This window comes from Actinoplanes sp. NBRC 103695, assembly GCF_030269485.1.
GTDB lineage: Bacteria > Actinomycetota > Actinomycetes > Mycobacteriales > Micromonosporaceae > Actinoplanes.
The window spans coordinates 119,093-140,701 of sequence record NZ_BSTL01000026.1 but is presented as its reverse complement, the minus strand read 5'-3'; the positions used below and the strand labels follow the sequence as shown (position 1 = coordinate 140,701).

General features: G+C 70.7%; 14 protein-coding genes. 6 read left to right on the top strand and 8 right to left on the bottom strand.

Going from position 1 to position 21,609, the window contains the following annotated elements:
* Nucleotides 1-154: 154 nt before the first annotated feature.
* Both QSK31_RS36935 and QSK31_RS36930 read right to left on the bottom strand, forming a co-directional pair.
* The gene (locus QSK31_RS36935) at nucleotides 155-3,148 is read right to left on the bottom strand and encodes an AfsR/SARP family transcriptional regulator (protein ID WP_285689344.1); all 2,994 of its coding nucleotides are present in this window, start codon (nucleotides 3,146-3,148) and stop codon (nucleotides 155-157) included.
* 194 nt (nucleotides 3,149-3,342) lie between these two features.
* On the bottom strand, nucleotides 3,343-4,155 hold the full coding sequence (locus QSK31_RS36930; protein ID WP_285689343.1) for a CPBP family intramembrane glutamic endopeptidase: 813 nt from the start codon (nucleotides 4,153-4,155) through the stop codon (nucleotides 3,343-3,345).
* A 133-nt stretch (nucleotides 4,156-4,288) separates the two neighbouring features.
* Between QSK31_RS36930 and QSK31_RS36925 the strand changes: the two genes are divergently transcribed.
* Nucleotides 4,289-5,449 (top strand): sensor histidine kinase, encoded by a 1,161-nt coding sequence (locus QSK31_RS36925; RefSeq protein WP_285689342.1) that lies wholly within the window; start codon nucleotides 4,289-4,291, stop codon nucleotides 5,447-5,449.
* Nucleotides 5,446-6,096, top strand: a complete 651-nt coding sequence (locus QSK31_RS36920; RefSeq protein ID WP_285689341.1) for a response regulator — start codon at nucleotides 5,446-5,448, stop codon at nucleotides 6,094-6,096. Before QSK31_RS36925 ends, QSK31_RS36920 begins: the two co-directional genes overlap by 4 nt.
* 18 nt (nucleotides 6,097-6,114) lie before the next feature.
* Here the strand turns inward: QSK31_RS36920 and QSK31_RS36915 are convergent, their stop codons facing one another.
* From QSK31_RS36915 to QSK31_RS36895, 5 genes are read right to left on the bottom strand one after another with little or no spacing between them, the layout of a single operon-like run.
* A complete protein-coding gene (locus QSK31_RS36915; protein ID WP_285689340.1) occupies nucleotides 6,115-8,070 on the bottom strand; it encodes a hybrid sensor histidine kinase/response regulator in 1,956 nt (651 codons plus the stop codon).
* Entirely contained in the window at nucleotides 8,063-8,512 is a 450-nt protein-coding gene (locus tag QSK31_RS36910) for a response regulator (protein ID WP_285689339.1), read from the bottom strand. The genes QSK31_RS36915 and QSK31_RS36910 overlap by 8 nt, the downstream gene beginning before the upstream one ends.
* Nucleotides 8,509-9,921 carry a sensor histidine kinase gene (locus QSK31_RS36905; RefSeq protein WP_285689338.1) on the bottom strand — a complete coding sequence of 471 codons (1,413 nt, stop codon included), beginning with the start codon at nucleotides 9,919-9,921 and terminating at the stop codon, nucleotides 8,509-8,511. Before QSK31_RS36905 ends, QSK31_RS36910 begins: the two co-directional genes overlap by 4 nt.
* A 55-nt stretch (nucleotides 9,922-9,976) precedes the next feature.
* Complete coding sequence (locus QSK31_RS36900) at nucleotides 9,977-11,269, bottom strand: ATP-grasp domain-containing protein (protein ID WP_285689337.1); 1,293 nt, start codon at nucleotides 11,267-11,269, stop codon at nucleotides 9,977-9,979.
* Nucleotides 11,266-14,442, bottom strand: coding sequence for an amino acid adenylation domain-containing protein (locus QSK31_RS36895; protein ID WP_285689335.1), 3,177 nt, complete (start codon nucleotides 14,440-14,442; stop codon nucleotides 11,266-11,268). The genes QSK31_RS36900 and QSK31_RS36895 overlap by 4 nt, the downstream gene beginning before the upstream one ends.
* Before the next feature lie 439 nt (nucleotides 14,443-14,881).
* Here QSK31_RS36895 and QSK31_RS36890 point away from each other — a divergent pair, with 439 nt between their 5' ends.
* Together QSK31_RS36890 and QSK31_RS36885 are read left to right on the top strand one after the other, a co-directional pair.
* Nucleotides 14,882-15,799 (top strand): glycosyltransferase family 2 protein, encoded by a 918-nt coding sequence (locus QSK31_RS36890; protein ID WP_285689334.1) that lies wholly within the window; start codon nucleotides 14,882-14,884, stop codon nucleotides 15,797-15,799.
* Nucleotides 15,796-16,776, top strand: a complete 981-nt coding sequence (locus QSK31_RS36885; protein WP_285689333.1) for a glycosyltransferase family 2 protein — start codon at nucleotides 15,796-15,798, stop codon at nucleotides 16,774-16,776. Before QSK31_RS36890 ends, QSK31_RS36885 begins: the two co-directional genes overlap by 4 nt.
* A gap of 10 nt (nucleotides 16,777-16,786) precedes the next feature.
* Here QSK31_RS36885 and QSK31_RS36880 read toward each other — a convergent pair whose 3' ends face one another.
* Nucleotides 16,787-18,085 (bottom strand): glycosyltransferase family 2 protein, encoded by a 1,299-nt coding sequence (locus tag QSK31_RS36880; protein WP_285689331.1) that lies wholly within the window; start codon nucleotides 18,083-18,085, stop codon nucleotides 16,787-16,789.
* 305 nt (nucleotides 18,086-18,390) lie between these two features.
* On the opposite strand from QSK31_RS36880, the gene QSK31_RS36875 reads away from it, so the two are divergent.
* Nucleotides 18,391-18,762: a hypothetical protein gene (locus QSK31_RS36875; RefSeq protein WP_285689330.1), complete on the top strand. Its 372-nt coding sequence runs from the start codon at nucleotides 18,391-18,393 to the stop codon at nucleotides 18,760-18,762.
* 210 nt (nucleotides 18,763-18,972) lie between these two features.
* Complete coding sequence (locus QSK31_RS36870) at nucleotides 18,973-21,606, top strand: glycoside hydrolase family 48 protein (RefSeq protein ID WP_285689329.1); 2,634 nt, start codon at nucleotides 18,973-18,975, stop codon at nucleotides 21,604-21,606.
* Nucleotides 21,607-21,609: the final 3 nt, after the last annotated feature.

Sequence of the window (21,609 nt, the reverse complement as noted above, 5' to 3'; positions counted from 1 at the left end):
CAGGGGAGCGAAGCGCAGCGCAGGCCCTGCTCAGGGGAGCGAAGCGCAGCGCAGGCCCTGCTCAGGGGAGCGAAGCGCAGCGCAGGCCCTGCTCAGGGGAGCGAAGCGCAGCGCAGGCCCTGCTCAGGGGAGCGAAGCGCAGCGCAGGCCCTGCTCAGGCAGGCCGGAGCCGGCGGCGCAAGGTGTGCGCGGTCGCCGCCTGGGCGTACGAGATGAGCGACAACGCCTCGTCCCAGGCCCGCGCCGCACCCGCGTCATCACCCGCGGCCGTGAGCGCGTCGCCGAGCGCGGTGAGCGCCTCGGCGGTCTGCGGCCCGGCCGACGCTTCCCGGAAGCAGGCCGCCGCCGTCCGCCACGCCTCGACCGCGGCGTCGTGGTCACCGGCCGCCCGGTGCACCTTGCCGATCACGTCCCAGCATTCACCCGCGCCGAGCTGGTCGCCGAGCTCCTGGAAGACCGCCAGCGCCTCGCCGGCCAGCCGCAGCGCGAGCTCCCGGTGCCCCACCGAGGCCGCGTGCCCGGGGGAGGCCGCGTGCCCGGGGGAGGCCGCGTGCCCGGGGGAGGCCGCGTGCCCGGGGGAGGCCGCGTGCCCGGGGGAGGCCGCGTGCCCGGGGGAGGCCGCGTGCCCGGGGGAGGTGGGGTGCCCGGGGGAGGTGGGGTGCTTGGGGGAGCTGACATCCCCGGAGGCGGCGGCCTCGGTGGGAGCGGAGGAAACCAGCGCGGCGTGGTTGGCCGCCTGCTCGACCGTCGCGTCCGCGAGCTGCTTGCGATCACCGGTCGCGACTGCCTGGGCGAGCGGCGCCTCCAGAGCGGCCAGCGCCTCCTCGTGCAGCCCCTGCCCGCGCAGCACCATGGCCAGGTTGAACTCCACCCGGCTGAGCTCCGCCGCCAGCCCCAGCTGGGTCAACAGCGACCGGCTGCGTTCCAGGTGGCGGGTGGCGGCGTCGAACTCGCACTGGAAGTAGTAAGCCCCGGCCAGGCTGCGGTGCATGCGCGCCTGCCCGGCGAGATCGCCGCCGACCGTGGCCGCAGCGAGCGCCACCCGCGCGGTCGCCGCCCAGTCCAGCGAGCGGCCGCTGCGCTCGAAGTAGTGCTGCATGCCCGCCGCCACCTGCCAGGCCGTGGCGTGCCGGCCGGTGCGACCGGCGAACTCCACCAGGTCGATCAGCACCTGCGCCTCGGCTTCCAGCCAGGACATCGCGGCCACCCGGTCGGTGAAGACCAGCGGCGTCACGTCCGGACCGGGGCCGGGAACCTCGTGCCGCTGCCCGTGCGTGCTGAGAACCTCGTGCGCGGCGGCCGCGGTCGACCGGTAGAACCGCAGGCAGCGGTCCTCGCCGGCGGCCCGCTCGCCGGCTCCGGCATCGTCCAGCAGCTCCGTGGCGTACGCGCGGAGAAGGTCGTGGGTCTGATAGCGGCCCGGCCGGTGCTCGGCGACCAGGTGCGCCCGATTGAGCTCGCCGACCAGCTGGCGGCCGACCCGGGCGGGCACCCCGGCCAGCGCCGCCGCCCCGGCGATCGACACGTCTTTGCCGGGATGCGCGGGCAGCAGCCGGAACAGCCGCGCGGTGTCGGGGGACAGGGCCTGGTACGACCAGGAGAACACCGCGCGCAGGTCGGTGTTCGGGTCGTCCCCGGCGAACCCGTCCAGGCTGCCGCGTGCCTGCCGGAGCTCGTCGGCGATCAGGTCGAGCGGGGTGTCCGGCCGCGACGCCGCCCGTGCGCACACCACCGCGCAGGCCAGCGGCAGCCGCCCGCAGCTCTCGATGATCTCGTCGACCACCTGGCCGGCGGCGGTCACCCGGGCCGGGCCGAGCCGCCTGACGAAGCCCTCGCGCGCCTCCTCCAGGGTGGGCAGGCCGACCGGCATCGGGTGTGCGCCGGCGCCCGCCATCAGCCCGGTGAGCCGGCTGCGGCTGGTCACGATGACCAGGCAGCCGGGCGTGCCGGGGAGCAGGTGGCGCACCTGTTCGGTGTCGCGGCAGTTGTCCAGCACGATGAGCAGGCGGCGGCCGGCCACGGTGCTGCGGAAGAGTCCGGCCTGGGCGTGCAGCTCGGCCGGGATGGTGTCCTGGGGCACGCCGAGCGAACCGAGCAGCCCGCGCAGCGCCTCGGCCGTGCTCATCGCCGGACCTTGGCCGTCGAAGCCGCGCAACTCGACGTAGAGCTGGCCGTCCGGGTAGCGCGGGGCGAGCGCGTGCGCGATGTGCACGGCCAGGGTGGTCTTGCCGACGCCGGGCATGCCGTCCAGCGCGAGCACCCCGGCGCCGTCCGGCCCGGCCGCGCCGGCGACCCGGTAGGCCTCGGCGAGCGATCCGACCCGGCCGGCGAAGAAGGGCAGGTCGGGGGGCAGCTGCGCCGGTGCGGGCAGGGGGGACACCGGCTTTCCCGCGGGCGTACGCGGCTCCGTACGGCGCACCACCCGGTCGTACGCGTCGCGCATCTCCTCGCCCGGGTCGATGCCCAGCTCGTCGGCCATCCGCCGGCGTACCCGGTGGTAGAGGTCGACCGCCTCGGCCTGCCGCCCGTCCGCCGCCAGTGTCACCAGCAACCGGCTCTGCAGGGCCTCGTCCAACGGGTGCCGCGCGGCCGCGTCGCGCAGCGCGGCCAGCACGTCGCCCGCCCGCCCGGAGTGGTCCGCCGCGTCGGCCGCCTCGCGGACCGCCACCGCGTGCTCGGCCTCGATCGCGGTGAAGGCCGGATGGCTGCGGCTGACCGGTTCCAGCCCGGCCGCGACCCGCCCGCGCCACAGCCGGAGCCCGTCGAGCAGCAGGTCGAGGGTGGTGCCCGGGTCGGTGGCGGCTCGCGCCCGCGCGCACAGCCGGCGGAATCGCAGCAGGTCGAGCGAGTCCTCGTCGACGTGCAGCTGGTAGCCGGACATCTGCCGGATCAGGTACCGCCCGGTCTCACGGGTGGGCAGCCCGGGCTCCAGCAGGCGGCGCAGCGCTCCGATCTGGCGGTGTACCACATTGGACGCCGACAGGGGCGCCGACTCCTCCCACAGGAGGTCGATCAGCTCGGTCATCGTGACCAGGGAACCGGCCCGCGCGAGCAACAGCGCGAGCACGAGGCGTTGCTGCCGGGGGCCTAGTGCGATCTCACCGTCACCGCGAGTGACTCGGATGGATCCGAGCAGGTGAAACCTCACCTGTTCATGATCTCGGGGCTGCACGGAGGTCACCGTAGCCGTTCAGGAGAAGCGTCAACCACGTGCGTAAGCGGTCGCGCTGTCACATATGCGTCATGGCCGATCCGTCCACTCCGGACGCCACAACCCGCCATCGGTTGATCACCCAGCGCTGCGACGGCCCGCGTGACGGAGGGTATCCGGGTGGCCGCGGGTCACATTGCCGACTCGGCCCGCGAACGGCCGGCCACCCACCAGGCCGAGGCCAGCCCGACGGCCAGGAGCACGCCGCCGACGACACCGAAGTACGCGCCGAGCGACTCGGGCCGGGGCACGACCCGGAGCCCGACCACGAACCAGGTCAGGTGGAACCCGCCGTGCACCGCGACCGCCGGCCAGACCGAACCGGTCCGCAGCCGGAGCGCGGTGGCGATCAGCGCGAAGCCGACCGGCAGCAGGAGGAAGATCATCCGCTGGGCCGGTGTCGTGGCGCCGGAGCCGGAGAGCAGATGCGGCACACCGAAGACGAGGGTGGACAGCGCGGTCACGCCCCACAGCGGCAGCTGCCCGAGAGCGGACCGCACCAGATAGCCCCGGAACAGAACCTCCTCCGGTACGGCCTGGAGCAGGAACGCCTGCATCAGCATCACCGGCACCGAGGCGAGCACGGTCGTCACCGGGACGTGCGGCGCCGGCGTGGTGAGCCCGGCCGCGGAGGCCAGCAGGGCGCCCCCGACGATCGACGCGGCCGTCACCGCCAGCGCGACCACGCAGCCGATCGGCGCCAGCCGGCCGAGTCCGAGCGCCGCGACCGGTCTCCGGTCGATCCCGCGGACCAGCGCCACGGCCAGGCCCAGCCCGGCCACGGTCGCGCACAGGTTGGTCGACGCGGTCCGCGCGGCCCCGGCCGGCAGCACCGTCGCGAGGTAACCGGAGAACGCGGCGGCGAAGGCCGCCACCACGGTGAGCACGGCGCGCGCCGCGAGAGGCAACCGGGGACGCGCCGGTGCGGTCTGGGTGATCGTCATGCCGTGGACGCTATGGATCCGGCGGTGCCTGGCGCATCGCGCGGCGGTCATGACCACGGCCATGACTCGAGTCATGGCCGGTCTCGTCCCCCGGTGGGAGGACCCCCGCTCGTGCCCGTCCTACGCTTGCCCGGTGAACGGAAGCGGGGAGGATCGGCCACGCCTGATCGGCGCGCTCTTCTGGGGCTGCCTGGCGTCGATCGTGGTGCTGCACCTCGTGCGCCAGGACGAGACGACCGGCGTCCGATGGCTGATGGCCGGCCTGCTGATCTCCATCGTGCTGCTCTGGCCCGCCCTGAGGTGGCGGCAGGGCAGCGGACGATGGGCGGTCACCGGAGCGTTCGAGCTGCTCGCGGTGATCGTGGGCGCCCTGGACGGCTCCGGCGTGAGCCTGTTCCTGATCCTCATCGTGCTGTCCAACATCACGCTCGCGTTCGGGCTGCGGGCCGGCGCGATCAACACCGGCGTACTCGTCGCCGTCCTGTTCGCCATGCAGATCCTGGCGGTGCATCGCTCGCCGGCGGAGGCGGCGTACGAGGCGCTCGCCATCGCCCTGTACGGGATCTTCGTGATGACGCTGGCCACCGCCGTCAACGAGGCCCGGTCGGCCCGCGACCGCGCCGACCGGCTCCGCGCCGAGCTGGCCGAAGCGCATCAGGAACTCCGCCGGCACTCCGAGCGCGCACATGAGCTGGCGGTCGCCGAGGAACGGGTCCGGATGGCCCGTGAGCTGCACGACTCGGTCGGGCACCACCTCACGGTCGTCAAGGTGGGCCTGGAGAACGCGGAACGCTGGCGCGAACGCGAGCCGGAGGCCGTCTGGCAGGACGTCCGCCAGGCCAAGACCCTCACCGCCGACGCCCTGCAGGAGATCCGCCGGGTGGTCCGGGCGCTGCATCCCCCGCGGCTGGACGGTGGCCGGGGCGGCGCCGTCCTGCGCGAGCTGGCCCGGACGTTCCGGGGCACCGGTCTGGATGTCGATGTCACGGTGCGGGGCGAGGAGCGTCCGCTGGACGAGGAGCGTGGGATTGTGCTGTTCCGTGCGCTGCAGGAAAGCCTGACGAACGCGCTGCGCCACTCCGGCGGCAGCCGCGTGGAGGCGCGGCTGGATTTTGTGCCCGGCGCGGTCCGGCTCAGCGTCACGGACGACGGCCGCGGCGCCGCCGGAACGGCACACGGATTCGGCCTGACCGCACTCGCCGACCGGGTCCGCGACGCGGGCGGCGTACTGCACGCCGGTGACGCGGACGGCGGTGGCTTCCTGGTCCGGGTCGAGCTGCCGGAGCCGGCATGAGTCCGGACGCGCCGGTCCGGGTGGTCCTCGTCGACGACCAGGACCTGATGCGCCGAGGCCTGCACCGGCTGCTGGAGCTGGAGCCGGACATCGAGGTGGTGGGCGAGGCGGCGTCCGGCGAGGACGCGCTCGCCGTGCTCGACCGGGTCGAGGCGGACGTGGCGCTGGTCGACGCCCGGATGCCGGGCATGAGCGGCGTGGAGCTGATCGCCCGGCTGACCCGCGACCGCCCGGGCGTGAACGCGTTGCTGCTGACCACGTTCGACGAGGACGACTTCCTGTTCGGCGGCCTGCGGGCCGGCGCGCGCGGCTTCCTGCTCAAGGACGCGTCGCCGGAGACCCTGGTGGCGGCCATCCGGACGGCCGCGCGAGGCGGCACGGTGATCGACGGCCAGGTCTCCGGCCGGGTGATCGCCCGGCTCGGCGACGGACCGGATCCCCTGTCGGCGGCCTCGCCGGCCGTTCTGTCCGCGCGAGAGGACGAGGTGGCCCGGCTGGTGGCGACCGGCGCCTCGAACCAGGAGATCGCGCGGACGCTGTTCGTCACCGAGGGCACCGTCAAGAACCACGTGTCGTCCGCGCTGCGCAAGCTGGGGTTGCGCGATCGCACCCAGCTCGCCCTGGCCTACGCCCGCCGGACACCCTGACCGGCGGCGGCAGGGCGACTACCGCCGGTCCGACGGGCTTTTCAGCGTCGTCTGGATCTGCCGCAGGAGTGTGTCGGCGCTGAACGGCTTGTCGATGATCGGCACTCCCTCGGGAAGCTCGCGGTCGCTGTCGGCGGTGTAGCCGGACATGAAGACGATGTGGATCGAGGGACGGACGGCGAGCACCGTCTGGATGAAGTCGAGGACGGGCATTCCGGGCATGATGACGTCCGACAGGAGGAGGTCGAACGACAGTGTGTGGTCGTGGACGAGGCCTAGCGCTTCTTCTCGGGTGGCAGCGTCGGACACCTCGTATCCGCCGCGGGTCAGCACCCGCCGGGTGATGGTCCGGATGTCGTCGTCGTCCTCGACCACGAGGATTTGTTCGCCTCGGCCTGCGCGTGCTTTGCCGGCCGGCCCGTCCGGTGCGGGCGTGGGTGCCGGCGGGTCCGCGGCCGGCAGGTAGACGGTGATGCGCGTTCCCGCGCCCGGTGCGGAGTCGACCGTGATCGCGCCGTACGCCTCCTGGACGGCGCCGTAGACCGTCGCCAGGCCGAGGCCGCTGCCCTGACCGGTGCTCCTGGTGGTGAAGAACGGTTCGAACGCCCGCTGCTGGACCTCTTCGTCCATTCCGCAGCCGGTGTCGGCGACGGTGAGACACACGTAGCGCCTCGATGACGGCTGGATGCCGATGGCGGTGGCGGGCACGTGATTCGCGCTTGCCGTCCGAATGACCAGATGTCCTCCCTCCGGCATCGCGGTGCGCGCGTTGACCACCAGGTTCATGATGATCTGTTCCAGGCGGCTGGGGTCGATGGTGACGAATTCGAGGTCCGGCCGCAGATCGGTGCTGAACTCGATGTCCTCGCCGATCGTCCGGCGCAACAGTCGCTCGATCTCGCCGACCACGTCGTTCAGGTTCACCACGACGGGATGCGACGGTTGCAGTCGGCTGAAGATGAGCAGCTGGCGGGTCAGAGCGGCGGCGCGCCGGGCGGCATGGTCGATGTTCTCCAGGTCCGGACGGCACGGATGGTCGGGGCCGAGTTCGTCGAGCACGAAATTGGTGTAGCCACCGATCACGCCGAGGAGGTTGTTGAAGTCGTGCGCGACGCCGCCGGCGAGCTGGCCGAGGGAATCCAGCCGTTCCACCTGGTGCAGCTTCCGTTCGAGTTCCTGTCGTTGCTCGGCGGCCTCGACCTGTTCGGTGATGTCTCGGAGGATGCCCTCGACGGCGGCCGGTACACCGGCGTCGTACACCGTGACGAGCCGCTGTTCGGCATAGGCGCGACTGCCGTCGGGCCGCAACCAGCGCAGGGTGAGGGGACCGTCCGGCGGCGACTGCCAGGACCGCCGCATGAGGTCGCGGTCTTCCGGTTCCAAGATGTTGAAGAGCAGTTCCGGCTGCTCGTACAGCTCGTCCGGCAACAGCCCGGTGACCGTGGCTATGGCCGGGCTGATGTATTCCAGTGCGGGTGCCGGGCCGGGCCGGAATCGGAACAGCACGTCCTGGAGGTTCTCCGCTACCAGCCGGAACCGTTCTTCGCTGTCGCGCAGTGCCGCCTGTGCTCGCCGCCGATCCTGGCGGTCGCGTGCTTCGCGCAGCTCGCGTTGCACTGCGGGACCGAGGCGAGCGAGTTTGTCCTTGAGCACGAAGTCGTGTGCGCCGGCGCGCATCAGCGCGGTGGCGGACTCCTCGCCGATCTGACCGGAGACGACGATGAAAGGCACATCCAGTCCGGTCTCACGGAGCAACCGCAGCGCCGCCTCCGCGTTGAACGCGGGCATCCCGTTGTCGGAGATCACGATGTCGGGTGCCTGGTGGAGCAGAGCGGCGGACATCGCCTCGGCGGTCTCGACGCGTTCGTAGGCGACGCGCAGACCGGCGCGGCGCAGACGGTTCGCCACGAGGACGGCGTCGTCTTCGCTGTCCTCGATCAGCAGCAGCCGGATGTCGTCCGGCTCGTCAGTCATGACGCCGTCCCGCCGGTCGGTTCACCAGCAGCCAGTACATGCCCAGCACGCGCACCGCCTCCAGGAATTCGTCGAAGGCGACCGGTTTCCGTACGAAGCTGTTGGCTCCGAGGTCGTAGGTGTTCACGATGTCGCGTTCCTCGGTCGACGTGGTGAGGACGACCACCGGCAGATACTTGGTACGGGGATCGGAGCGGATGCTGCGCAGCACCTCCAGGCCACTGACCTTGGGCATGTTCAGGTCCAGCAGTACCAGTGCGGGCAGCGCTTCGGTGCGGCCCGCGGGCGGTTCGTCCGGCGGGAACAGGTACCGCAACGCCTCCTCGCCGTCGGCGGCGATTTTCACGGGGTTGGTGATGTTGTTCTTCTTCAGCGCACGTAACGTGAGAGTTACGTCGTCCGGGCTGTCGTCGATGATCAGGATCTTGCCGTCGACGGTCATGGCTTCCCCTTTGCCCCGCTCATCAGGTTGAAGTAGAACGTCGCACCGTGGCCGACCTCGGCCTCGGCGAAGATGTGGCCACCGTGACGCCGGACGACGCGAGCCACGATCGCGAGCCCGATGCCGGTGCCCTGAAAGTCGGCGGTCGTATGCAGCCGCTGGAAGGCGTCGAAGAGCTTGTCGGCATAGGCCATGTCGAAGCCCACGCCGTTGTCACGTACGAAGAAGAAGGTCTCACCGGAGCGGACGGCCTGGCCCACTTCGATGACCGCGTCGGTCAGTTTGCCGGTGAACTTCCAGGCGTTGGCCAGAAGGTTCTGGAGGGCGAGCCGTAGGAGGTGAGGATCGGCTTCAGCGACAAGGCCGTCGGGGACGACGAGCGTGACATCGCGGGGCGGGTCGGCCGCCCGCAGCTCGGTCATGACGTCCTGGCTCATCGCCGTGAGGTCGATCTCGCGGCGCTCCAGGTCGGCTCGGGTGGCCCGGGACAGACTGAGCAGGTCGTCGATCATCCGGCCCATGCGTCCCACATTGCGCTGCAACCGGTGCAGGTAGTCCTTGCCGTCGTCGTCGAGAACGTCGCCGTAGTCCTCGAGCAGCGCGTCGCTGAACCCGTGCAGAGAGCGCAGCGGCGCCCGTAGATCGTGCGACACCGAGTATGCGAACGCGTCGAGTTCTTTGTTGGACGCCTCCAGCTCAGCCGTGCGCTGCAGAACCCTGGTCTCGAGGCTCGCGTTGAGTCGTCGTACCTCGTCCTCGGCGCGCTTACGCTCCGTGATATCGGTGGATATGCCACACACGGCGTAGGGGTCGCCGGCGCTGTCGAGCACGGGAAACTTGACGGAGATGTAGGTGCGCTCGCCGTCGATACCCTCCGCTGTCTCCTCGTACTGGACCGACTTGTTCCCCGCCGCGACCCGGAGATCGTTCTGCCGCAGCTGGTCTGCGAGTTCGGCGGGGAAGACTCCGTGGTCGGTAAGGTTGATCACGTGGTCTCGGGTGACCCCGAACAGCCGCTCCCACTCCTTGTTGACGAGCAGGTACTGGCCGTTGTCGACCCGCTTCATATAAATGTTCGACCCGGTGTTGTCGATCAGCTTCTGCAACTGGTTGTGACTGGCGGCCGCCTCGTCCTGGGCTTCGATACGGGCTCGGTCCGCGCGCCTGACGACGTTCAACGCGTACAGCCCGAAACCGCCGAGCACGGCCACCTGGGTGGCGATCAGCATCGCGGTCGACCGGTCGGCGTGGTCGAAGACGAGCAGGCAGCCGAGCGCTGAGCTGGCCACAACGGCGGCCGCCAGCGCTCGGCGCAGCGCCGCCGGGGCCGCCCGGGCGAGCAGTTGCCTCAGGACCGCGATGCCTCGTGGCGGCCGGGGCTGCGCGCTGACCGCAGGAGTCGTTGACATGGCGGCCCCCGGTTGCGCACTAGCTACGGTGAAATGACGCTACCACCCTGCGTAATCAGGCCGTCTCAGTTTCCGGGCTGTCGGACGAGTTCTCGTACTCGATGTGCAGGGTCCGGTCGACAAGGTCCACCAGGCGCCGTACTTCGTGGTGATCCGACGCGGACCCATGCACGATGCCCAGATATGTGAGCGTGCCCTGCCGCCAGTCCAGTGCCGCACCCGGCTCCGCGAAGATCTCGACGAGGCGGATACCGGTGACGCGGCCGAGTTCGTCGAGCCCGTCGAGACGCCGCAACGCGACCGCGTCCATGGGCGGAGTGAGGAAGTACTGGAACACGTGCCGCCGGTACGCAGTGGGCGGCGGCGGGGCGCAGGGCCGTCCCAGGGCTATTGTCAGCGCGGCCCGCACGAGGTCGAATCCACGTGCGCGTCGCACCAGATCGGCGACGTATCCGCCGAGCCTGCCGTTGACCTCGATGATCCGTGGACCGTCAGGGGTGAACTTGATCTCCGTGTGGGTGATCCCGTGCCGTACTCCGAGGGCCGCGAGAGCCGATCCGGTCAGTGTCAGCACTTCCTCCCGCCGGTCCTCGCTCAGCGTGCTGGGCACCACGTAACCCGTCTCCCTCAGCGGCGGGGCGAGGGGGAACTTCCCGGTCACCTCGACGTGCCGGATGTCGCCGTGCGAGGTCATCGACTCGACCGAGACGTAGTCGGCCCAGTCCGCTCCGGCGACCGAGGAGTCGCCGGCCAGCAGCTGCTCGACGACGAAATCGATGCCGGCGCCCCCTGCCGCCGGACTCGTGAAAGCCCGGTACCGTCCGGCGGCCTCCTGCCGGCTGCGAACCGTGCAGGTGCGTGCGCTGGCAGCGCCGTGGCGCGGCTTCAGAACCGCCGGAAGACCGACCGCGTCCAGAGCCGGATCAAGGTCAGCGAGATCGCGTACGATGCGGCACTCGGTGTGCTGCACGGATGACTCGGCGAGTATCCGGCGTTGCGTGTACTTGTCGGTCACCGCCGCAGCGGTGTGCACGTCGAGAAACGTCAGACCGAGACGATCGGCGAGGGCGGCGGTCCGCCTGATCTGGCTCTCGCTGAACGTGACAATGCCCGCAAGGCCCACGCATTCCGGTAGGGCGAGGATCTCGTCGTCGGTCAGGCCGGTGATGTCACCGACCTGTGCCAGCGTACGAAGCTCGTCGAAGAGCGGCCGGACGTGAGGCAGGTCCCGGTCGCACAGGAAGACGATCTCGGCCAGAGCCCGGGCGGAGGCGAGGACGCTCATCGGGCTGGCGGAGCCGAAATCGAGCACGACGGCCAGCCGGGGCAGCCGTTCCAGGCTGGTCATGCCGCTCCGTAGCGCGAGCCGGTGATCTCCCGGCCGGCGCCGGGGGCCGGGAAATACCCGGACCGCTGGAAGAAGCGCACGTAGTGGTGTAGCAGCGCGGCGTCGACCGGAGGCGCCGAGAGGCCCGATCCCGCCAGCGCCTCCTCGGCATTGCTCCGAGCGAAGCGGGGGAAGTGCGCGGCGAAGTACATCTCCTTGACCACGAGACCGCTGCGCGGGCACCGATCAACCCAGAGCGGCACGAACGGGGTGAACGGGTGCCGGGGGTTGTCGGCGACGAACGCCACCGCCCGGGTCACCCACTCGTCGAACGGCAGCGTGCGGATCCGGTAGCCCCGCTCACGGAGGACCTCGGTCATGTCGGGCAGCGTCGCCGGCCTCGGATTGGCCAGATGATAGGTGCGTGTCTCCTGGGTACGGGTCAGCGCGATGTGCACGATCTGCGCCGCCAGCACGTCGACCGGCACAAGATCGAGCGAAAGGTCGATGTCCGGCGCGATGAGCGTGTCGACGATCAGCCGCAGCAAGGCGCAAGTGGCGTTCTCCAGATTCCATGCCCCGTGCGCCAGATCGCCGGACACCTCGTACGGACGGTGGATCCCGACCGGCAGTCCACTGCGTGCCGCACGGCGCAGCACTGTCTCGGCCACCCACTTGGTCTCGGTGTAGCCCATGAACAGGTACTCCGGGTAGGCCAGCGGCGTGTCCTCCGCCACGTCACGTACCCCCGCCGCCCCGAAGCCGGCCAGCACAGCCAGCGTGGAGACGAAATGCACGGGGATGCGCCTCGGCGTCGCGAGTCGCACGATCTCCCGTGTGCCGCCGACCGTGACCGGTGCCAGCTGGGAGTAGGGGTAGGTGAAGTTCACGTAGGCGCCGGCGTGCAGGACGAGACCCAACCGATCGGCCAGCCCGTCGAACTCCGCGGCAGACAGCCCGAGACGCGGACGACCGAGGTCGCCGGCCAGCGGACGCACCCGGTCGTCCGGAAGACTGCCGAGCCCGTACCGCTGCTGGCCATCCACCAACCGGCGCCGGGCCCGGTCCTCATCGGCAGCACGGACCAGGCAGTAGATCTCCGCATCGGTGTCCGTCAGTAACCGGCGTAACAGATAGCCGCCGAGGAAACCGGTGCCACCGGTCAACAGAATCGCCCCGCCCTGGAAGCGCCGGGGCGCGATGATCCGGTCTTGATCGGCCGGCGACCGTGGCCGAGCCACCGTCGGCGGCGGGGCGTCAGGCCCCGGAACGGTCCCGAACTCGGCGTCGAGTCCGCTCTCACGCCGGAAGTCGGGATCCAGCGCGGCGCTGTTCTGGTCGAGGAGGCCGGTCCGCGCGTCCTGCACCGCGGCCGCGCAGGCGGCGAGGGTCGGATCGGCCAGCAGCCGCGAGGTCAGGAACCGGCCCTGGGACCGATCGACACCGAAGATCGTCTGCAACCGGACGAACAGGCGCGCCGCCAGCAAGGAGTTGCCGCCCAGGTCGAAGAAGCTGTCCTCGAGACCGACCGCGTCCGGCTCCACGTCGAGGACTTCCGCCCACAGCCGCGCGAGACCCACTTCGGTCGGTGTCCCCGGCCGGTGGACGGCCGGCGAATCGCTGTCCGCGCGGTCCGTGCCACGCGAAGTGCCGGACGCGAGCACCGCGAGCGAGGACCGGTCGACCTTGCCCGTGGCGGCCAGCGGAAGGCGGTCCAGTGGGACGATCCGCGCGGGGAGCATGAAGTGCGGGAGCCGGTCGGCAAGGAACGCCCTGAGTTCCGGCGCCGAGCCGCGATCCGGCTGGTAATAGGCGACGATCATCCGCGTGTCCGGGTCGTTGCCGGTGACCACGACGGCCGCGGCGGCAACACCGTCCGCGCCGGCGAGAACCGCCTCGATCTCGTCCAGCTCGACCCGGAAACCGCGGATCTTCACCATCCGGTCCCGGCGGCCGAGGAAGTCGATGTCGCCGTCCGGCAACCAACGAGCCCGGTCGCCGGTACGGAACAGTCGCGCGCCGGGGCGGCGGCCGGACGGATCCGGCACGAACCGCTCGGCGGTCAGCGCGGGATCATTGACGTATCCCAGCGCGACGCCGTCGCCGCCGACCCAGAGCTCGCCTTCGACACCGACCGGCACCGGACTGCCGTCATCGTCCAGGATGTGGCAGGTGGAGTTGGCCACGGGGCGTCCGATCGGAATCCGCGCCGTCCCGTCCGGCACATCGGTGATGTGGCGGGTCGTCGAGAAGGTGGTGTTCTCGGTCGGTCCGTAGCCGTTGAGCAGCCGCTCCGGCGGCGCTCCGGCCAGCACCCGGCGCACCAGGGCCGGGTCGAGCACGTCGCCACCCGCGATCAGGCAGCGCAAACCGGCGAACATGCCCGGCAGAGTCCGCGCGCACTGGTGGAACACGCCGGCGGTCAGCCACGCGACCGTGACGCCGGCACGTGTGAACAACTCGTCCAGCCGAATCGGATCAAGCAGGGTGGCCTGGTCCACGATCACCAGTCGGGCGCCGTTGAGCAGCGCGCCCCAGATCTCGAACACTGACGCGTCGAACGCCGGATGGCCGGTGTGCGAGACCCGATCGGCCGGAGTGATCCGAAGGTGGTCGGCGCCGACCACGAGCCGCGCGACGGCGCGATGCGGCACGGCGACGGCCTTCGGCACACCGCTCGACCCGGAGGTGAACATGATGTAGGCCAGATCGCCACCGCCGGTCGAGTGCCGCGGCGGCCGTCCCTCGAAATGGTCCGTGGCGGCGACCGAGGCGACATCATCCAGGATCCCCGCGGTGCCCGGCAATCTGATCACGTGCCGGATTCCGACCTGTTCGATCAACGTCCTGAGCCGGCCGGCCGGATCCTCAGGATCCAGCGGCACGTAGGCCGCACCGGCCTTCATGATGGCAAGCATCCCGGCCGGCGCCTCGGTGCACCGCTCGCCCAGCAGGCCCACGGTGTCGCCGACCCGCACCCCGGCCTCGGACAGCCGGGCGGCCAACGCGTCGGACCATCGATCGAGTTCCGCGTACGTGACACGGCGATCGCCGTCGACCACCGCGGTCGCGTCCGGACACCTCGCCACCTGCCGCGCGAACAGATCCACGATCGAGGACTGGTCGGGATAGTCGGTCACCCGGCCGGACCAGTGGGCTGGCGGTGGCACAGCGCCGGATTCCTCAACAGTCATGGTCAGACCTCCGCCTCACCTCGAGCACCGGCTGTACGCCCGCGCTCAGGCCGACGACCCGCCTCACCAGCCCTTTCCTCATGTTGTGGGTGTGCATGGTGTTTGTGAAGGCAAGTCCTTCGATCGAACTACGACCGTGCACGCCGGCGGGAGGCGGCGGACGACGACCCGCGGTGACCACCGCGACTGAGGAGTGGGTGGCGTTATGAGGCGGTGGTGCTGACCGGAGGGCGTGGGTGACTCGTCCGTTCGGTCATAGTCCCGGTTCGTCGTTCAGCCGGCGGGGGATGCTGTCGATTGCCTGGGACAGCATCCCTTGCCCATCCCGCGGCGCACCACGACGAAGGGCTCCGACATGACGCAGGACCGCCGTAGTACTCCGCGCATGACGCAGGGCCGCCGTAGGAACTCGCCGGGTGCCCCGCGACGGGCACCGGACGTGAGCGTCGTCATCCCCGCGCTCAACGAGGCACTGAACCTGCCGCACGTCTTCGAGGCGCTGCCGGCCGGCCTGCACCAGGTCGTCCTGGTCGACGGTGGCTCCACCGACGGGACCGTCGAGGTCGCCCAGCGACTGCGGCCTGACGTCGTCGTGGTGCGGCAGACCCGCACCGGCAAAGGCAACGCACTGGCCACCGGCTTCGCCGCCTGCACCGGTGATGCCATCGCGATGATCGACGCGGACGGATCCACCGACCCGGCCGAGATCCACCGCTTCATCAGCGCGCTCACCGACGGTGCCGAGTTCGCCAAGGGATCCCGCTTCGGCGAAGGCGGCCACAGCCACGACATCACGCCGCTGCGACGGGCCGGTAACGAGGGCCTCAACCTCGTGGTCAACAGCTTGTTCGGCACCAAGTTCACCGATCTGTGTTACGGCTACAACGCGTTCTGGCGCCGGGTGGTGCCGGTCATGGACCTTCCGCCTACCGAACTGCCGCGCGCGGCCGACGGACGCAAGCTGTGGGGCGACGGCTTCGAAATCGAGACCCTGATCAACATCCGGGTCGCCGCCAGCGGCATGCGGGTCAAGGAGGTCTCCAGCATCGAACACCTCCGCATCCACGGCACCAGCAACCTCAACACCTTTCGCGACGGCGCCCGGGTCCTCCGTACCATCGTCAGTGAGTTCCGACGCCGCGCCGCGCAGCGCCGCGCGGCGGCCAAGACCGCCACGCGTGCCGGCGGGGCCACCGAGCGCATCAAGACCGTCCCGGTGCTCACCGTTCCCGGCGGCAACTGGTGCGGAACCGTGGACGCGTTGCTGACCGCCGAGTCGCAGACCACGCCGGCGGGTACGCCCCCGGTCGTCGATGGCACCACCGTGGGCGCGGATCAGACCGAGGTTCGCCGATGACGCGTGTAGACGCCGCTCGGGTCAGCATCGTCATCCCCTGCCACACTGAGCGCGGCTGGGATGCGCTGGTCGGTACGGTCGCGTCGGCGCTCGCGCAGCGGCCCGCCCCGGCCGAGGTGGTCGTGGTCGTCGACCACAACCCGCGGCTGTACGACCGGGCGCTGCGCCATCTGTCCGGGGTCACCGTGCTGGAGAACGGCTTCCAACGCGGAGCCTCCGGCACCCGTAACACCGGCGCATGGCACACCACCACGCCACTGATCGCTTTCCTGGACGGGGACATCAACGCCGGCCCGCAATGGCTGGCCCAGCTGGTGGCACCCTTCGACGACCCGTCGGTGGTCGGCACCGGCGGTGCCATCGCGGCCGCGTGGCACCGGTCCCAGCCTCGGTGGATGCCGGACGAACTGCTATGGGCGGTAGGCGCGTCGTACATCGGGATGCCTGCCGACACCGCATACGTGCGCAACGTGTGGTCGGCCAGCATGGCCGTGCGACGCGACGTCTTCACCGAGGTCCACGGCTTCCGCGAGGGATTCGGCAAGATCGGCGGTCGGAACCGCCCCGAGGACACCGACCTCTGCCTGCGCATGAGTGCCTCCGGCGGCCGGTGGATGTACGTGCCGAAGGCCGTCGTGGACCACCACGTACCGGCCGAACGCGCGACGTTCCGGTTCCTGCTGCGCCGCTGCTATGCCGAGGGACGCGGCAAGGTGCAGATGGCCCGGCTGCTGCACGGATCCAACAGCCTCCGTGCCGAGCGTTCCTACCTGACCCGCACTCTGCCCCGAGCCCTGCTACGTGACCTGCACGGAGCCCTGCGCCCGCCCGACGCCGGACAGGACGCCCGTAGAACCCACGCTGTCCGCGCCGCGACGATCATCGTCGCGGTGGCGGCGGCCGCCGCTGGAGGCGCCGCCGAGGTACTCGGCGATAAATGGCCACGACAGCACCCGCCTCCACCGCTCCCGAGTTGAGCCGGTTCACTCACCGACCATTACGGCGCTTCGCAGCGGCCGCTCGCCTGCCCCTGAAATAGGCGCCCGGCCCTGCCAGCATGCCCTTACGGTTGGCGGTCAGCAGTTCGCGGGGGAAGTCGTCGCGCAGCGTGGCGACGCGCAGGCTGTCCTTGCTGGTCAGGTCGCGCAGCGCGCCCGGGGCCAGCTTGAGCAGCGGCCAGAGCAGGCCGGGCCGCTTGAGCAGCAGGCTGGTGTAGGCGGCGGTCAGCCCGGCGCCGTAGCCCACCATCTGCTTGTGCAGGCCCTCGAGGTCGCGCCGGTGGTAGTGGTGGGTGACGGCGGTCGGCTGGTACACGATCGTGCCGCCGCCGATCAGGACCTGGGTGAAGGCCAAGGTGTCCTCGGAGCCCATCGCCGGGGTGCCGGCGCCCAGCGCGGTGTCCCAGCCGCCGATGCGCTCGATGACGCCGGCCCGGAAGGTCATGTTCGCGCCGGTGCCGAACGGCGGCAGCGGGTACAGCGGGCTCTGCAGGTGCGCGGTCGCCGGGCCGAACACGTCGGGCCGGAAGCCACGGCCCTTGCTGTGCCCGCCGAACTGCTCGAACCACAGCTGCGCCCGGGTCTCCAGCTCGGCCGGCACGATCACGCCGGAGACCACGTCGGCCGCCGGGTGCTCGGCCAGCGCGCGGGCCACCTCGGCCAGCCAGTGCACGTCGGCGTACTCGTCGTCGTCGATCCAGGCCAGGGTCTCGCCCGGCGCCGCCGCCACTGCCGCGTTGCGGGCGAAAGACAGGCCCGCGCGGGGCTCGAGCAGGTATTCCACCGGCCCGCGGCGGGCCGCGGAGCCGACCACCTCGGCGGTCGCGTCGGTGACCGGGGCGTTGTCGACGACCAGGATCCGGAAGTCGGGGTACGCCTGGGCGAGCAGGCTGTCCAGGCAGCGGGCCAGCGCGCCGGGCCGCTCGCGAGTGCAGACCACCACGGTGATCGGCGGGGCGGCGGCCAGCACCTCGCGACGCCGGGCCAAGAACTCCGGCTCGGTCGCCGGCGTGATGCCGTCGATCGGCAGTGTGCTCAGCGACAGCTCGGCGAGCCGGGGCGCCAGAGCGGTGCCGAGTTCGGCGGTGATGGCGGCCGCCAGGTCGGCCGGCCGCAAACCCTGCTCCGCCACGTCGGTCAGCACGGTCCCCAACGGCTCGGTGAACAGCCGTACCAGCACCCAGGCCTGCAACACCCGGCGCCCGTCCGGTCCTACCCCGGCGACGGCCGGCAGCGGGTCCGCCAGGTCCAGGTCGAGCACCGTGGCGGGCAGCACCTCGCCGGTCATCGCAACCACGGGCGTGGCGAAGACCCGGCAACCCGCATCCTGAGCAGAGCCACCGACCCGGCGATGGCACCGTCCTGCCTGTCCGCGTCGTCGAGGCGGGTCACACCGGAGAACATGCCCGGCCCCACCAGCACGACGATGACGGTCCGCCTCGCACCTGTAGCCGCCCCATCTGCATCGTCATCGACTGAACTCGAACGGGGGCCCGGCATGGGTGCGACCGGACGCACCCCGCACACGAACTCTAGCCAGCCTTCGCGGTGGTTTTCCTAAGATCGTCGAACGCGATCCACCAGGAGATTCCGATGCGCAAGCTGATCAACTCGACCTACGTCACCCTCGACGGCGTCATCGACAACCCGATGTGGACCATGCCGTTCTTCTCCGAGGAGGCGGCCGAGCAGGCGGGCCTGGTGAAGGCCGGTCTGGTCGACGAGGTGAGGTTCTGGATCCACCCGGTGCTGGTCGGCGGGCCGTCGGTGACCTCGGCGCTGCGGGGACGTGGCGGCGACGTTCGAGCTGGTGGACACGAAGGTGTTCAAGAACGGCGTGATCGTGGCGACCTATCACCCGACGGCTGCCTGAGGAGAACAACGTTGGGGGACAGGGATGGCGATCCCCGTCCCCCGTGCTGTGACCACGCGGGAGCCGGCCGCGTGATCGAAGCTCGGGTGTAGCACTTTGGTGAGGCCCGCCCGATACATATGGGAGCGCTCCCATATGCTCGACAGCCTATCGAACAACGCCACTCCGGCCAAGCTCAGGGGCAGATGGCGCAACTCCGGGGTGTTGCCGTGGGAACGCTCCCATGGAAGAGTGTCGATATCGCTCGGGGAGCCGGACCGACGCAACCGTCAAGTACGACCCGTTGCGAGGAGTCCACCACCATGCAACCTGTCCTGAAACGATGGCGTGCGGCCCTGGTCGCCACCGTCCTCGTCACCACCGCGGCGGTGAGCGCGCCCGCGTACGCCGCCACCGCCTGCGAGGTCGACTACACCACCAACGACTGGAACACCGGCTTCACCGGCACCGTCACGCTGCGCAACCTCGGCGACCCGCTCACCTCCTGGAACCTGGGCTGGACCTTCCCGGACAGCGGGCAGCGCGTCACCCAGGCATGGTCCGCGACCGTCACGCAGACCGGCAGCCAGGTGTCCGCGGTCAACGCCGGCTGGAACGGCTCGGTGCCGTCCGGCGGCTCGGTCAGCTTCGGCTTCAACGGCACGCACACCGGCAGCAACCCGAAGCCGACGGCGTTCACCCTCAACGGCACGACGTGTGCCGGGAACGTGCCCGCGGCGGCGCTGGTCGCCACCCCGTCAGCGGTCAGCGTTCCGGAGGCCGGGAGCAGCGCGTTCACGCTCACCCTGGCGGCGGCGCCGGCTGCGAACGTACCCGTGACCCTGGCTCGGTCCGGAGACGCGGACGTCTCCGTCTCGCCCACCTCAGCCACCCTGACGCCGTCGAACTGGAACACCGGCGTCCAGGTCACCGTCTCGGCGGCCGCCGACACCGACACCACCAGCGGCAGCGCGACCGTCACGGCGACCGCCTCCGGCTACCCGTCCCTGGCGGTGCCGGTCACCGAGATCGACGACGACCTGCCGTCCAGCGACAACGCGTACACCGCGCGGTTCCTGGAGCAGTACCGCAAGATCAAGAGCTCCGGGTATTTCAGTGCGCAGGGCGTGCCCTACCACGCGATCGAGACGCTGATCGTGGAGGCGCCGGACCACGGCCACGAGACCACGTCCGAGGCGTTCAGCTTCTGGCTCTGGCTGGAGGCGCAGTACGGCCGCGTCACACAGGACTGGTCGCCGTTCACCCGGGCCTGGACCACGATGGAGCAGTACATCATCCCCAGCCATGCCGACCAGCCGACCGCCGGCGTCGCCGGGACACCGCAGTACGCGGCCGAGTACAACCGTCCCGACCAGTACCCGTCGGCACTGCAGGCGAGCGTGCCGGTCGGGCAGGACCCGCTGCGCTCCGAGCTGCAGTCCGCCTACGGCACCGGTGACATCTACGGCATGCACTGGCTGCTCGACGTCGACAACACGTACGGCTTCGGCCGGTGCGGCGACGAGACCACCAAGCCGGCGTACATCAACACCTTCCAGCGGGGCCCGCAGGAGTCGGTGTGGGAAACCGTGCCGCAGCCGTCCTGTGAGACGTTCGCGCACGGCGGCCCGAACGGCTTCCTGGACATCTCGATCAAGGACAGCGGGGCTCCGGCGAAGCAGTGGAAGTACACCAACGCGCCGGACGCGGACGCCCGCGCGGTGCAGGCCGCCTACTGGGCGCTGACCTGGGCCAAGGAGCAGGGCAAGCTGTCCGAGGTGTCGCCGACGGTGACCAAGGCCGGCAAGATGGGGGACTACCTGCGGTACGCGATGTTCGACAAGTACTTCAAGAAGATCGGCAACTGCGTCGGTCCGTCCGCCTGCGCGGCGGGCAGCGGCAAGGACTCGGCGCACTACCTGATGTCCTGGTACTACGCGTGGGGCGGGGCGACCGACCCGGCGGCCGGCTGGTCGTGGCGGATCGGCTCCAGCCACGCGCACTTCGGCTACCAGAACCCGTTCGCGGCCTGGGCGCTGACGAACACCCCGGAGCTGACGTCGGCCATGAAGAGTGGCACGGCCTCCGCGGACTGGACCAAGTCCATGGCCCGGCAGCTCGAGTTCTACACCTGGCTGCAGTCGTCCGAGGGTGGCATCGCCGGCGGGGCGACCAACAGCTGGGACGGCGCGTACGGCCAGCCGCCGTCCGGGACGCCGACCTTCTACGGCATGCCGTACGTCGAGAACCCGGTCTACGCCGACCCGGGCAGCAACACCTGGTTCGGCATGCAGGTGTGGTCCATGCAGCGCATCGCGGAGCTCTATCACCAGACCGGCAACGCGCAGGCCAAGGCGCTGCTGGACAAGTGGGTGCCGTGGGCGCTGGCGAACACCACGGTGGACAGCGGGGCCACGTTCTCGATCCCGTCGACGCTCGCCTGGTCGGGCGCGCCGGCCACGTGGAACCCGTCCAGCCCCGTGGCGAACAACGGCCTGCACGTCACGGTCACCGAGCGCGGCAACGACGTCGGAGTCGCGGCGGCGTACGCCCGTACGCTGATCTGGTATGCCGCGAAGTCCGGCAACGCCGCGGCGAAGACCGCGGCCAAGGGTCTGATCGACGCGCTGAACGCGAACGCCGACGCCAAGGGTGTCGGGGTGCCGGAGACGCGGGCCGACTTCGCCCGCTTCGACGACACCTACAACGCCTCCACCGGTCAGGGCCTCTACCTGCCGCAGGGCTGGTCCGGCACGATGCCCAACGGTGACGCGATCCGGCCCGGCGCCAGTTTCCTGGACATCCGCTCCTTCTACCGCAACGACCCGGACTGGCCGAAGGTCCAGGCGTACCTGAACGGCGGCGCCGCGCCGACGTTCACCTATCACCGCTTCTGGGCGCAGGCCGACGTCGCCATGGCGTACGCCGACTACGGCCGCCTGTTCCCGAACGGCTGAGAG